Here is a 12092-nt window from a genome sequence, read left to right as displayed (position 1 = left end):
TGCGTCGAATGGCTAATCGACGTTTTATGCCTCGGCATTTGAATGCGTAGAAGGCTTTTGAAGTGGCTAAATTTTACATTCCAATCATTGAAATCATTGTGGCATTCGGGATGTTGTATGTATTACCCGAGGGGCTGTTTCGGGTCGTTCAACGCTTTTTGGGGAGTTCCAGAGGTAACGTATGGAACTTCATATTGGAGAACGTGCGAGGTTACCTTTTCGGCACAGCGATAGCCCTAACTTGCTTTTTTGCGGTTGGACTCTCGCCGGAAGATTTCTTTGCCAATTCGGTACGTTCCACCACAAACTTCATAAGGCAATCTTTCGGTATGGACGCAATTTCTATCTGCGTAAGGAGAGCGAAGGAACAGTTCCGATATGACCCCGACACTTTTGCCGAGGAAGTTTCATCCTTCAACTTGCTGGCAATATCGACTCTTTCTCCCAAACAAAGTCTCCTTGCCGAAGGCTATAAAATCCTAATGTTTCAGTCACCTTCTTCTCGCGAAGATCTGATGCAAAGTGCTTATCGCTCTTACTGTCAAAGGAGTCGTTGACTCGCACAAGGTGGCTGGCGGCATCGTCCGCACAACCGTCCTAAATCCCGCCAAAACGTTGCGCGACGCGGGAGGCGGGTCTGTTGAAGCTGAGGCGCAGCATTAGAGCCAGCGACCAGTGGCGGCAATGGACCGGCCACGACGGTCGGGCTATCCACATCGACGCCCCGCAAAGCCCGCACAGCTGACCAAAGCGGTATTCCCCCAGGACAGACACCCAAAGAAAAACGGCGCCCCCCGGAGGGAGCGCCGTTTAAATGTCGCCGGTGGCGATAGGCTTATTGCGCTTCGGTGATGAACTTCACCGCGTCGCCGAACGTCTGGATGGTTTCAGCCGCGTCGTCCGGAATCTCGATCCCGAACTCTTCTTCGAAGGCCATGACCAGTTCCACGGTGTCCAAGCTGTCGGCGCCGAGATCGTCGATGAACGAGGCAGATTCCGTCACCTTCTCTTCTTCGACGCTCAGGTGCTCGACCACAATCTTCTTCACGCGATCTGCGATGTCGCTCATGTCTGTTCCTCACAAGTCTGTCGGGCGTGTCGCCCATTCTGCCCTGCCTCTGGCGTGGCGTCTCATGCCCTTGCGGGCGGCTCGATCTCCCGGAGAACCGGGGCGCGGGCGGCGTGTAACGACGCGCCACCAGCGGAAAATCTGCGCGGCCTATAGCACAGGCGGCGGGGATGGCAAACGCTTTCCCACGCCGCAGCGCAACAGGCTACGGCGCATTTCACAACATGGCCATGCCGCCATTGATGTGCAACGTCGTTCCCGTCACATACGCTGCTTCGGGGCTGGAAAGATAGAGCACACCTGCCGCAATCTCCGCCGGAGCGCCCATGCGACCGGTGGGAATCTGGGTCAGGATGGCGGTTTTCTGGTCATCGGTCAGCTTGTCGGTCATCGCGGTTTCAATGAAACCGGGGGCCAGCGCGTTGACGGTGATGCCGCGGCTGGCGACCTCATAGGCCAGCGATTTGGACATGCCGACCATGCCCGCCTTGGCGGCGGCATAGTTGCCCTGACCGGGGTTGCCGGTGGCGCCCACGACGGATGAGATGTTCACGATGCGGCCCCAGCGCGATTTCATCATGCCGCGCAGCACGCCTTTGCACAGGCGAAAGGTGGAGGTCAGGTTGACGTCGATGACGCTTTGCCATTCGTCGTCGGACATGCGCATGAACAGGTTGTCGCGGGTGATGCCGGCGTTGTTCACGAGGATGTCGACGCTGCCCATCGCCTCTGCCGCCTGTTTGGGCAGTGCGGTGACGGCCTCGGCGTCGCCGAGGTTGCAGGGCAGGACAAAGGCGCGGTCGCCCAGGTCGGCGGCCAGTTCATTCAATGGCTCCACGCGGGTGCCGGACAGGCCGACGTTGGCGCCCGCACCGTGCAGCGCCTTGGCAATGGCGCCGCCGATGCCGCCAGAGGCCCCGGTGATCAGCGCGGATTTTCCGGTCAGATCGAACATGCTCATATCCTCTTTGTTTAGTTCGCGGCGTCAACGGCGGCGGTGATGTCTGCCGCCGTGCCGATGTTGCGGACGGTGGCGGGGCGGTGGATGCGGCGCACCATGCCGGACAGGGCCTTGCCTGCGCCGATTTCCCAGAACTCTTCGACGCCGGCGTCGACCATGGTCTGCACGGATTCGCGCCAGCGGACCGCGCCGCAGATCTGTGCCTCTAGCAGGGTGCGGATCTTGTCCGGGTCGGTGACCGGGGCGGCCTCGACGTTGGACACCACCGGCACGGCGGGGGCGTTGATCTGGACGTCGGCCAGCGCCTGCGCCATCGCCTCGGCGGCGGGTTGCATCAGGGCGCAGTGGAAGGGTGCAGAGACCGGCAGCATCACGGCGCGCTTGGCCCCTGCGGCCTTGGCCAGTTCGACGGCGCGTTCGATGCCCGCCTTGTGGCCAGAGATGACCACCTGACCGGGGTCGTTGTCATTGGCGGCGGCGACCACATCACCCTGAGCGGCCTCAGCCGCGACCTTGCGCACGGCATCAAGGTCCAGCCCCAGCAGCGCGGCCATGGCCCCCACGCCCACCGGCACGGCGGCCTGCATGGCCTGCCCGCGCTTGCGCAGCAGGCGTGCGGCGTCGGCAAGGGTCAGCGCACCGGCGGCGGTCAGCGCGGAATATTCGCCCAATGAATGCCCGGCGACAAAGGCGGCTGCGTCGATGCCGACGCCTTCGGCCTCGAGCGCGCGCATGGCGGCCATGGAGGTGGCCATGAGGGCTGGCTGGGCGTTTTCGGTCAGGGTGAGCGTTTCGATCTCGCCTTCCCAGATCAGCGCCGACAGCTTTTCGCCAAGGGCCTCATCGACCTCGTCAAAGACGGCACGCGCCGCCGGATAGGCCTCGGCCAAGTCGCGGCCCATGCCGATGGTCTGTGCCCCCTGCCCGGGAAAGATGAATGCGCGGCTCATGCCCGTCTCCTCAGCAGAAAATTTCCGTTCCGCAGGGCTTACCCGTCCGCGCCGCGTTCCGCAATCACTTGGGGCTGCTCTGCAACGGCGCTGGCCCCCTGTGCGGGCGCGCGGAATTGTGCCCTGCGGTCCCTGCGTTAGCTGTAGCCGCAAAGAGACCGATACGTCGAGGACCACAGATGGCACTGACCAACACATCGCAAAGCTATGGCACGATCACAAAGACCCTGCACTGGCTGACCGCCTTTGGCATCCTTGTGATGATCCCGCTGGGGCTGATCGCGAACGACCTGCCCTATGAAACGGCAGACCAACTGGCCAACAAGGCGTGGCTGTTTTCGCTGCACAAGACTGTGGGCGTGGCGCTGTTTTTTATCGCGCTGGCGCGCATCCTCTGGACGCTGACCCAGACCAAGCCCGCGCCGCTGCACCCTGAACGCCGGGCCGAGACCTTTGCCGCCGAGACAGTGCATTGGCTGCTTTATGGCTCTTTGGTGGCGGTTCCGCTGTCGGGTTGGGTGCATCACGCGGCAACCGCAGGGTTTGCGCCGATCTGGTGGCCGTTGGGGCAATCGCTGCCGCTGGTGCCGGAAAGTGAGACGGTCGCCGGGATCGCCTCTGGCCTGCACTGGGTCTTTGCATGGGTGCTGGTTGTGTCGCTGGTGCTGCATGTCGCGGGCGCGGTCAAACATCACGTCATCGACCGCGACGCCACGTTGCGGCGGATGTGGCCCGGAAAGACACAGGCCGGTGGCGGTGCGGGCAAGCGGCACGGGTTGACCGCGCCTGTTGCGGCACTGGCGGCATGGGCCGTTGCCTTGGGGTTGGGCGGTTTTGTCGGGGCCTACGGGCACGGCAGCGAGGCGGCACAGGTGGCGGCGCTGGCGGAGGTCGAAAGCGACTGGACCGTGACCGAGGGCACGCTGGGACTGAGCATCCAACAGTTTGGTCAGACCGTCGAAGGGTCATTTGGCGCGTGGACGGCAGACATCCGCTATGACGACAGCGCGGCCCTCGGCCCCAAAGGCGATGTGCGGGTCGAGGTGGCGATCGGCTCTTTGACGCTGGGATCGGTCACGGCGCAGGCATTGGGGACCGATTTCCTTGATGCAGGCCAGTTTCCGACGGCGGTGTTCACAGCGCAACTCCTGCGTGGCGAAGATGGGTTGGTGGCCGAAGGCACGCTGGACCTGAAAGGTCATCAGGTGCCCGTCACCCTGCCCTTTGCGCTGAGTATCGACGGACCCAAAGCGCAGATGACCGGCACCGCCACGCTGGACCGACGCGCCTTTGCCATCGGCGACAACATGACTGACCCCGCGCAACTGGATCACACGGTGCGGATCAACGTGACCTTGTCCGCCGAACGCGCCGAGTGATCGCTATACGCAAAGAAAAACCCCCTGCGCTGTGAGGCGCAGGGGGTTCTTTTTCGTCCAAAGGTTCGGACTTAGTCGGCCTTCATCGCCTCGATCGAGATCATGACTTGAACCTCATCGCTGATGTAGGGGGCGAACATGCCCAGGTCATAGTCCGACCGCAGCAGGATGGTCGTGGCGTCGAACCCGGCCCAAGGCTTGCCCTCCATCGGGTGATCGCCCGATTGGTTCAGCGTGGCGTCCAGAGCGACCGATTTGGTCACGCCGTTCAGGGTCAGATCGCCAGTGATGACGGCGGTTGTCTCACCGGTGACGTTGATGTCGGTCGAGGTGAATGTCACCATCTCGTCCGCACCCTCATCGGCGTCAAAGAATTCAGCGGTCATGAAATGGTCAAACCGCCCTTCCCAGCCGGTCAACATGGTGCGCACCGGAAAGGACACGGTCACGGACGATTTGGCCGGATCGGTCTTGTCCCATGCGATATCGCCCTCAAACCCCGAGAACATGCCGTAGGTCGTCGAATAGCCAAGGTGATTGTAGGTGAACACAATCTGGCTGTGGCTGGGGTCCAGCGCGTAGTTTTCAGCTTCGCTGGCCATTGCGGCAAAGGGGAGCGCGGCGATCGCCGAGGCAAAGAAGAATTGTTTCATAGGTCGGTGCACCTTCTGTTGGCTTCATGTGCCGAACAGATGGCGCGATGGCACGCGCCACTCAATTCCAGCAAAACCAACAGGGTCCGTGCGATGCCGAACAGATCAGTCGCGCAGTTTCTTGGGAACCGTCATCAGGCTGAGACCGACGCCCAGAAAGACAATGGAGATGCCCAGTTTGATCAGCAGGACCGACGGAAGGGTGATGCCCTCTGGCACCAGCCACAACAGAAAGGCCGCGATGGTCATCGCCGCCCCTACCAGCCGACGGGCGAGGCCGTCGATGTTCACGGGAAGGGTATTTTCGGGTGCCTTGTCCTTGGTTTCCGCGTACCCGGTCTGTGCAATCTCTGTCAGTGCCATGTCACTCTCGTCCTCACGTTATTGGTTAACGCAAGGTTAAACCTGAGATTGAGCCGTGAATTGGGCGCGACCGGGGCAATCCGTTGGCATCCTGCACGGCCCTTGCGGATTGCGGGGATGCGTGTATATGGGGCGTTCCTTCCGCAAGGACGTTTTCCCGCGCAGTCTCTCGTGGGCAGGGTGTGGAAGGATTTAGCCCCTGCCCTATGAAATGCGCCTCGATAGAAATGGAGTGCACATGCCGCTGTACGAGCATGTCTTTATCGCGCGTCAGGACTTGTCCAACGCGCAGGCCGAAGGGCTTGTCGAACATTTTTCCACGGTTCTCTCTGACAACGGCGGCAAAGTCGTTGAAAGCGAGTACTGGGGCGTCAAGACGATGGCCTACAAGATCAACAAGAACCGCAAGGGTCACTACTCTTTCCTGCGGACCGACGCACCTGCCTCGGCCGTTCAGGAAATGGAACGCCTGATGCGCCTGCATGATGACGTGATGCGCATCCTGACCATCAAGGTCGATGCCCATGTCGAGGGCCCTTCGGTCCAGATGCAAAAGCGCGACGAGCGCGGTGACCGTGGCGACCGCCGCGAACGCCGTCCCCGCGATTGATCTGAAGAAGGAGAGCTAAGCCATGGCCGCAAAACCATTTTTCCGCCGCCGCAAGGTCTGCCCCTTCTCGGGCGACAACGCACCCAAAATTGACTACAAAGACACCCGTCTTCTGCAGCGCTACGTCAGCGAACGCGGTAAGATCGTGCCGTCGCGTATCACCGCCGTTTCGGCGAAAAAGCAGCGTGAACTGGCCCGCGCCATCAAGCGCGCCCGCTTTCTCGCCCTGCTGCCCTACGCCGTGAAGTAAGGAGAACCTGACATGCAAGTTATCCTTCTCGAACGTGTTGCCAAGCTGGGCCAGATGGGCGACGTCGTCGACGTCAAACCGGGCTTCGCGCGCAACTTCCTGCTGTTGCAGGGCAAGGCGCTGACCGCGTCGAAAGAGAACATCGCGCAGTTCGAAGTGCAAAAAGCACAGCTCGAAGCGCGTAACCTCGAAACCAAAACCGAAGCCGAAGCACTGGCATCGCGTCTCGACGGACAGCAGTTCGTCGTGATTCGTCAGGCATCCGACGGCGGCAACCTGTACGGCTCCGTTACCACGCGTGACGTATCCGATGTTGCCACCGAAGAAGGCTTTACGATCGACCGCAAGCAGGTTCTGATCCGCACGCCGATCAAAGAGCTGGGCCTGCACGACGTCGAGGTGCACCTGCACCCCGAGGTCATGTGTGTGGTCACGCTGAACGTCGCGCGCTCGCCCGAAGAGGCCGAGTTGCAGGAAAGCGGCAAATCGATCCGCGAACTGGCCGCTGAAGAAGAGGCGCAAGCCGATTTCGAAGTGTCGCAGCTGTTCGATGAGATCGGTGCCGCCGCAGACGACGACGATGGCGATGCCCCGGTTCGCACCGATGCCGCTGCCGCCGAAGGCGACGACGACTGATAGCGCGCTCTCGCGCACAGATTGGCCCCCGCGCAGCGATGCGCGGGGGCTTTTTCGTTGTGTCGATCGCAGTGTGAGCGCGTAGAAAATACGTCAGACGCATCAGGGGGGCGCGGCCCCCACCCATGGCCCTGCCCGCTCAGCACCAACGCAAAAAGCCGCCCCTTGGGGCGGCTTTTCGGTAGGTGTCTAACAGGCGGGGCTTATGCCTCGTCCAGTTCCTCAACCGCTTTCTGAAGGTCCTCTTTCGAGACTTCCTTTTCCGTCACCTTGGCCTTTTCGACGATGTGGTCGATGACCTTGTCTTCGAAGATCGGCGCACGCATCTGCTGCTGCATCTGTGGGTTCTGACGGACGTACTCAAAGAACTCACGCTCCTGACCCGGGTACTGACGCGCCTGGTTCATGATCGCTTGGGTCATTTCGGCCTCAGAGACCTCAACCTCGGCTTTCTGACCAAGGTCAGCCAGCAACAGGCCAAGGCGCACGCGGCGCTCTGCCAGTGTGGTGTGCTCTTCTGTGGTCTCGATCTCGGGGTGATCGTGGCCCTGCACGTCGGGGTTTTCCTCATGCCACAGCTGATGCGCGATCTGCTTGGCTTCGGCGTCGACAAGGGTCGGCGGCAGTTCAAAGCTGACCAGACCATCAAGGCTGTCCAGCAGGCTGCGCTTCATCACCTGACGTGCGGCACCGGCATATTCGGCTTCAAGACGCTCACGGATCTGGGTCTTGAGGCTGTCGAGATCTTCGGCACCGAATTTCTTGGCCATCTCGTCGTCGATCTCGGCGGCCTTGGGGGCTTTGACACCCTTCACGGTCACGTCAAAGACCGCGGCTTTGCCAGCCAGATGCTCTGCGCCGTATTCCTCGGGGAAGTTGACCTCAACGGCCTTTTCATCACCGGTGGACACGCCAACCAGCTGCTCTTCGAAGCCGGGGATGAAGGAACCGGAGCCCAGCGTCAGCGGGTAATCCTCGGCAGCGCCGCCCTCAAAGGGCTCACCGTCGACCTTGCCGACGAAGTCGATCACAACCTGATCGCCATCTTCTGACGCGCCGTCTTTGTCTTCAAAGTCCTGCGCGGTCTCGGCGAGAGATTTCAGCGCCTCGTCGACGGCCTCATCTTCGGCCTTGACGACCAGACGTTCCAGCTCGATTCCCGACGCGTCGACCTCGGGCACTTCGGGAAGCGCCTCGTAGGACATTTCGACATGGATGTCGTCGCCTTCGTTCCAGTCTTCGTTGGTCATCTTGACTTCGGGCTGCAGCGCCGGGCGGTCGCCGCTGTCCTCAAAGTGCTGGTTCATGGCACCGTCGATGACCTCTTGCATGGTCTCGCCCAGCACGCGCTGGCCGAACTGCTTTTTCAGCAGCGGCAGCGGAACCTTGCCTTTGCGGAATCCCTTCATCTCGATGTCAGGCTGCGCTTCTTTCAGCTTGACGGTGACTTTCTCATCCAGCTCGGCCGCCGTCACGGTGATGGCGTAGCCGCGCTTGAGGCCCTCTTTCAGCGTCTCGGTGACCTGCATCTTGTTTTCCCTCGGAATGGTCAAGCGCCCCGGAAACCGGGGCGCGAATGGTCGTCGAATTTGGCACCTTCTATTGCCCGTGGCGGCTCGGCGCAAGCCGCTTTCAGGCCGGAATCCGCAGCGTTTCGGCCCGCATTTGCTGATAATGGGGCAATGCGGCGTCATGAACCGCGCTCAGGGCCGGATCAACGGCGGGCATCGGCCCCTCTGCCCCGGCAAACCCGGTCGAGCGGTGAACGGCGTCATACCAATGCGCCGCCCAGACGCCATCGCCCGCGTGTCCGCCTGCGGGCCATGACAACATGGTCGGATCAAACGGAAGGTTGATGGCATCGCACAATGCGCGCAGAGCGGATTCGGGCGCGCGACGAATGTCATTGCTGTCGATCACCGCATAGCGCCAGCCGCGTGCACGCACGGTCTGGAAAATCGCGCTTTGCTGGGCAAAGCCGATGTCGGCCAGATCGGGATTCTCACGCTTGACCGCATAGCTGGCCAGCACGCGCGCCGGGTGGCGGATCAGGAACACATGCGCGGCCTTGGCGGCCCAGTCGAGGCTGTCGCCGTCCAGCACATGATGCGTCATCAGCTTGAGATAAAGATGCGCGGCCCCCTCGGGGTCAGGGGCGGCGCAACGGCGGGCCACCTCTGCCCAGTCGGTTAGCCCCGCCGCGATGATCTCATCCCGCATGGGATGGTCGATCCCGGTGCGGTCAAGGTAGGTGGCATAAAACGGCTCGTCCCAGACGGCGCAATCCGGCCGCGCGCCAAAGGCATACATAAGCGCCGTGGACAGGTTGCGGGGGCCGGACCAGCAGGCAATGTTCATTCCGGTGTCCCTTTCGGTGCAGTGGTGCGTTGTGGCCTGAGATCCGGTGCGCCTTGCCGCTGTCCCCGCTCATTCGCCGATTGTCATGCGGTCCAGCTGCCAGATGCTGCGGGCATAGATCACCTCTGTCCGGTAATCGCTGGAAGCGGCATAGGGATAGACGAGCCAAAGCGGGCCCTTTTCGCGGCGCGACATGGTATTGCCATCCACCTCATAAGCGATGATCGGGCCGCCCTCAACCGCGTCGGTGACTGGCACGTTGACGGCATAGTCATTGATCGCACGCGCGCTGAGATCCCCCTCCCCGGCTCCGAGGTAAGCCAGAAGATCGACCAGTTGGACCCCGGTAAAGACCAGATCGCCGGTGGTCCAGATGGTATCGGTCACCACCTCCGTCTCCCCCACGGCGCGCAGCATGTCGAGGTCGAACCGTGCCGCCCCGTCACCGTTGGTGCGGTTGATGTTGCCGGTGACTGTCAGGACCACAGCGCCCTGCGGTTCAGACATCTCCTGAGCGATTGCAGACGTAACGAACAACAGCGCGGCGCAGGTCGCCGCGAAAAATGCGGTTTTCATGATGCGTGGTACCTCTAAATCCTGAACTGGTTCTGCCACAGGACCGTTGACAGAACATGAGGCATTTGGGGTGGACGACATGTTCCTTAGTATAGGTTGACGCCAAATCCCGACGGATGGGGGTCTTGCCCCCTCTGGGCCATACCGGCATTTCGTTTGGTTTTCCGGTGTGGGCGTCGATCCACTTCGTTGAGCCCTATGGAAACTTGCGCTTGAACTCATATGTTCACAGGCTAAGGACGACCTCCCCCATCGGGGCCAATTTCCGGGACGACCCGGCCAGCAGATGGGGAGGACCATGCGCACAACACGCGACCGAATTCGACACGCAATCAGCTTTGAGATCATCGGCATTCTTTTGATTGTGCCGCTTGGCGCCTTGGGGTTCGACGTGCACGCCAAGGACATGGGCGTCATCGTCATCATCGGGTCTGTTCTTGCGACGCTGTGGAACTATTTTTATAACCTTATGTTCGATCGAACGATGAAGCGGCTCAAGGGCCGCGTCGAAAAAACGGGGGCCGAACGTGTCCTGCACGCCATCCTGTTCGAACTCGGGCTGCTGGTGGCGACCTTGCCGCTGTTTGCCATCTATCTTGGCATCAGCCTGTGGCAGGCACTGATCATGGACATCGCCTTTGTCGTGTTCTTTCTGATCTATGCCTTTGTGTTCAACTGGGTCTACGACCTGCTGTTTCCCATCCCCGAGGCGATATGACCTTGGGTGTCTGGCAGCAGGTGGACCCCGCCGGGCAGAATCGTCACGGAGCAGCGACACCCAACCACGAAAAAGGGCCGCCCCCATCAGGGTCGGCCCAAGTCTGCTCACGCCGCGTTGCGCGGTCTGTTCTTGACGGTCGCGGATGCCTCAGGCGACCAGCGCGACCTTTTTGTTTTCGTCGTCGAAGTAGGCGTCATGCAGGCTCTTGATCGCCTTTTCCATATCCGCCCGTTCGAGGATGAACTGAGTGTCCACATTGCGCGGTCCCTGGCTGGCGCCAACGGAATAGATCCCCGCATGATCAAAGGCCTGTAGCCCGCGTTGCAAGGTCGACAGCCCGCTGAGATCGCGGCCCACGACCGCCACCAGCGCCAGCTTGCGGGTGCTGAGTTCGGCCTGCGGGTATTTCTCCGACAAATCCGCCTCGACCCGGCGCAGTGCTTTCAGCGAGGCATCGACATAGTGGGTGACGGTGTTCGCATTGGACACCTTGGACACGATCCGCACCTTGTGGCGGGTCAGCGCGTCGAGGATGGAGGCATCGTAGCCCTTGACGCCCACCATATCCTGTTCGAACACCTCCAGCGCAATCACGTCCAGCCCAGTGACGATCTCGACACTCGGCGTCTCGGCCGGCTGGTCGTCGATCAGCGTGCCGGGATCGCCGGGATCAAAGGCATTGGTGACACGCAGCGGCACACCCGCCTGACGCAGCGTCTTGGCCGCCGAGGGGTGGATCGCCTCCATCCCCAGATTGGCCATCTGATCGGCCACGTCATAGTTGGTGCGGCCCAGCTTTTTGACCTTGTCGCCGCCCACAATGCGCGGATCGGCGGAGGACAGGTGAAATTCCTTGTGGATGATTGCCTCATGCGCGCCCGTCCGGGCGGCAAGCCGCGAAAACGTCACTTCTGAATAGCCGCGATCAAACTCGCGCATCAGACCTTCTTGGCACTGAGCGTAGCCGGTCACGATGGGCATTTCGGTGGCGGTATCAATTCCCGACATGCCCCGGTCCAGCCGTTCCTGCAAGGTCACGTCGTCCTCATCACGCCAACCGGTCAGATCCACCAACCGTGCATTCACGCCAGAGCGTTGCAAAAGCAGTGTAGCAACAAGCGCGGAGTGTGCCTCGCCCAGACCGGACAGCAACTCGCGGATGTGCAGCAGGTGCGCGTTCAGCCGGAAATGCCCGTAGGAACACAGGCGTTGCAGGTCGATCAGGCAATTGCGCGCGCCCTCGATACGTTCCTGCACAAAGGCGGTGGCCTGTTCGATGTCGCCGGGATGGTCCAGCACGTCCTCATGCGCGGCAATCATTGCCTCGCTGGTGCGGCTGAGCGCCTCGTGCCAGCCGTGATCGTCCTCGGCATTGGCAAAGCGCGCGTAGACGCCCGCCTCTCCGGTCTTTTTATGCTCTAGCAGCAAGTCGGTGATGCCACCAAAGGCAGACACGACAAACACACGGCCATAAGCCGCCTTGCCGTCGGTCAGGAATAGCGTGTCACGCAATTCAGCGAGGCGGGACATGCTTGTCCCGCCGATTTTCTCAACTGTATGAGTCAT

Annotated in this window: 15 protein-coding genes; 6 read left to right on the top strand and 9 right to left on the bottom strand. The window is 61.3% G+C overall.

All coding sequences use genetic code 11. The features are described from left to right. The first annotated feature begins 62 nt into the window (after positions 1-62). Positions 63-557 carry a hypothetical protein gene (locus ANTHELSMS3_RS25590; protein WP_157733521.1) on the top strand — a complete coding sequence of 165 codons (495 nt, stop codon included), beginning with the start codon at positions 63-65 and terminating at the stop codon, positions 555-557. 278 nt (positions 558-835) lie between these two features. On the opposite strand, the gene ANTHELSMS3_RS14715 is transcribed toward ANTHELSMS3_RS25590, so the two are convergent. From ANTHELSMS3_RS14715 to fabD, 3 genes are all read right to left on the bottom strand, one after another. Next, on the bottom strand, positions 836-1069 hold the full coding sequence (locus ANTHELSMS3_RS14715) for an acyl carrier protein (RefSeq protein WP_094035528.1): 234 nt from the start codon (positions 1067-1069) through the stop codon (positions 836-838). Positions 1070-1286: 217 nt separating this feature from the next. Beyond that, complete coding sequence (gene fabG / locus ANTHELSMS3_RS14710) at positions 1287-2024, bottom strand: 3-oxoacyl-[acyl-carrier-protein] reductase (RefSeq protein WP_094037147.1); 738 nt, start codon at positions 2022-2024, stop codon at positions 1287-1289. 17 nt (positions 2025-2041) lie between these two features. Then, positions 2042-2980, bottom strand: a complete 939-nt coding sequence (fabD, locus tag ANTHELSMS3_RS14705) for an ACP S-malonyltransferase (protein WP_094035527.1) — start codon at positions 2978-2980, stop codon at positions 2042-2044. Positions 2981-3159: 179 nt separating this feature from the next. Between fabD and ANTHELSMS3_RS14700 the strand changes: the two genes are divergently transcribed. Next, positions 3160-4359 carry a cytochrome b/b6 domain-containing protein gene (locus ANTHELSMS3_RS14700; protein WP_094035526.1) on the top strand — a complete coding sequence of 400 codons (1200 nt, stop codon included), beginning with the start codon at positions 3160-3162 and terminating at the stop codon, positions 4357-4359. 71 nt (positions 4360-4430) lie between these two features. On the opposite strand, the gene ANTHELSMS3_RS14695 is transcribed toward ANTHELSMS3_RS14700, so the two are convergent. Continuing rightward, positions 4431-5012, bottom strand: coding sequence for a YceI family protein (locus ANTHELSMS3_RS14695; protein ID WP_094035525.1), 582 nt, complete (start codon positions 5010-5012; stop codon positions 4431-4433). A 105-nt stretch (positions 5013-5117) separates the two neighbouring features. Further along, on the bottom strand, positions 5118-5375 hold the full coding sequence (locus tag ANTHELSMS3_RS14690; protein WP_094035524.1) for a hypothetical protein: 258 nt from the start codon (positions 5373-5375) through the stop codon (positions 5118-5120). Positions 5376-5613: 238 nt separating this feature from the next. On the opposite strand from ANTHELSMS3_RS14690, the gene rpsF reads away from it, so the two are divergent. The 3 genes from rpsF to rplI are packed head-to-tail and all read left to right on the top strand — an operon-like array spanning position 5614 to position 6871. After that, positions 5614-5985, top strand: coding sequence for a 30S ribosomal protein S6 (rpsF, locus tag ANTHELSMS3_RS14685; RefSeq protein WP_094035523.1), 372 nt, complete (start codon positions 5614-5616; stop codon positions 5983-5985). A gap of 22 nt (positions 5986-6007) precedes the next feature. Next, on the top strand, positions 6008-6235 hold the full coding sequence (gene rpsR, locus ANTHELSMS3_RS14680) for a 30S ribosomal protein S18 (protein WP_058310770.1): 228 nt from the start codon (positions 6008-6010) through the stop codon (positions 6233-6235). A 12-nt stretch (positions 6236-6247) separates the two neighbouring features. Continuing rightward, positions 6248-6871 carry a 50S ribosomal protein L9 gene (gene rplI, locus ANTHELSMS3_RS14675; RefSeq protein WP_094035522.1) on the top strand — a complete coding sequence of 208 codons (624 nt, stop codon included), beginning with the start codon at positions 6248-6250 and terminating at the stop codon, positions 6869-6871. Positions 6872-7074: 203 nt separating this feature from the next. Here rplI and tig read toward each other — a convergent pair whose 3' ends face one another. The 3 genes from tig to ANTHELSMS3_RS14660 form a co-directional block, all read right to left on the bottom strand. After that, positions 7075-8400, bottom strand: coding sequence for a trigger factor (gene tig, locus ANTHELSMS3_RS14670; protein WP_094035521.1), 1326 nt, complete (start codon positions 8398-8400; stop codon positions 7075-7077). Between the two features lie 103 nt (positions 8401-8503). Continuing rightward, positions 8504-9229: a sulfotransferase family protein gene (locus ANTHELSMS3_RS14665; protein WP_094035520.1), complete on the bottom strand. Its 726-nt coding sequence runs from the start codon at positions 9227-9229 to the stop codon at positions 8504-8506. Between the two features lie 69 nt (positions 9230-9298). Further along, positions 9299-9805: a molybdopterin-dependent oxidoreductase gene (locus ANTHELSMS3_RS14660; RefSeq protein WP_094035519.1), complete on the bottom strand. Its 507-nt coding sequence runs from the start codon at positions 9803-9805 to the stop codon at positions 9299-9301. Positions 9806-10103: 298 nt separating this feature from the next. On the opposite strand from ANTHELSMS3_RS14660, the gene ANTHELSMS3_RS14655 reads away from it, so the two are divergent. Continuing rightward, entirely contained in the window at positions 10104-10523 is a 420-nt protein-coding gene (locus ANTHELSMS3_RS14655) for a PACE efflux transporter (protein ID WP_094035518.1), read from the top strand. Positions 10524-10673: 150 nt separating this feature from the next. On the opposite strand, the gene ANTHELSMS3_RS14650 is transcribed toward ANTHELSMS3_RS14655, so the two are convergent. Beyond that, complete coding sequence (locus ANTHELSMS3_RS14650; protein ID WP_094035517.1) at positions 10674-12092, bottom strand: aspartate kinase; 1419 nt, start codon at positions 12090-12092, stop codon at positions 10674-10676.

The sequence above is a fragment of the Antarctobacter heliothermus genome, assembly GCF_002237555.1.
GTDB classification, from domain to species: Bacteria; Pseudomonadota; Alphaproteobacteria; order Rhodobacterales; family Rhodobacteraceae; genus Antarctobacter; species Antarctobacter heliothermus_B.
This window is presented reverse-complemented; position numbering and strand designations above follow the sequence as displayed.

Bases quoted from the DNA above. Each gene is read 5' to 3' on its own strand.
- ANTHELSMS3_RS14715 (WP_094035528.1), bottom strand. From the start codon at position 1,069: ATGAGCGACATCGCAGATCGCGTGAAGAAGATTGTGGTCGAGCACCTG.
- fabG (WP_094037147.1), bottom strand. From the start codon at position 2,024: ATGTTCGATCTGACCGGAAAATCCGCGCTGATCACCGGGGCCTCTGGC.
- fabD (WP_094035527.1), bottom strand. From the start codon at position 2,980: ATGAGCCGCGCATTCATCTTTCCCGGGCAGGGGGCACAGACCATCGGC.
- ANTHELSMS3_RS14700 (WP_094035526.1), top strand. From the start codon at position 3,160: ATGGCACTGACCAACACATCGCAAAGCTATGGCACGATCACAAAGACC.
- ANTHELSMS3_RS14695 (WP_094035525.1), bottom strand. From the start codon at position 5,012: ATGAAACAATTCTTCTTTGCCTCGGCGATCGCCGCGCTCCCCTTTGCC.
- ANTHELSMS3_RS14690 (WP_094035524.1), bottom strand. From the start codon at position 5,375: ATGGCACTGACAGAGATTGCACAGACCGGGTACGCGGAAACCAAGGAC.
- rpsF (WP_094035523.1), top strand. From the start codon at position 5,614: ATGCCGCTGTACGAGCATGTCTTTATCGCGCGTCAGGACTTGTCCAAC.
- rpsR (WP_058310770.1), top strand. From the start codon at position 6,008: ATGGCCGCAAAACCATTTTTCCGCCGCCGCAAGGTCTGCCCCTTCTCG.
- rplI (WP_094035522.1), top strand. From the start codon at position 6,248: ATGCAAGTTATCCTTCTCGAACGTGTTGCCAAGCTGGGCCAGATGGGC.
- tig (WP_094035521.1), bottom strand. From the start codon at position 8,400: ATGCAGGTCACCGAGACGCTGAAAGAGGGCCTCAAGCGCGGCTACGCC.
- ANTHELSMS3_RS14665 (WP_094035520.1), bottom strand. From the start codon at position 9,229: ATGAACATTGCCTGCTGGTCCGGCCCCCGCAACCTGTCCACGGCGCTT.
- ANTHELSMS3_RS14660 (WP_094035519.1), bottom strand. From the start codon at position 9,805: ATGAAAACCGCATTTTTCGCGGCGACCTGCGCCGCGCTGTTGTTCGTT.
- ANTHELSMS3_RS14655 (WP_094035518.1), top strand. From the start codon at position 10,104: ATGCGCACAACACGCGACCGAATTCGACACGCAATCAGCTTTGAGATC.
- ANTHELSMS3_RS14650 (WP_094035517.1), bottom strand. From the start codon at position 12,092: ATGACTCATACAGTTGAGAAAATCGGCGGGACAAGCATGTCCCGCCTC.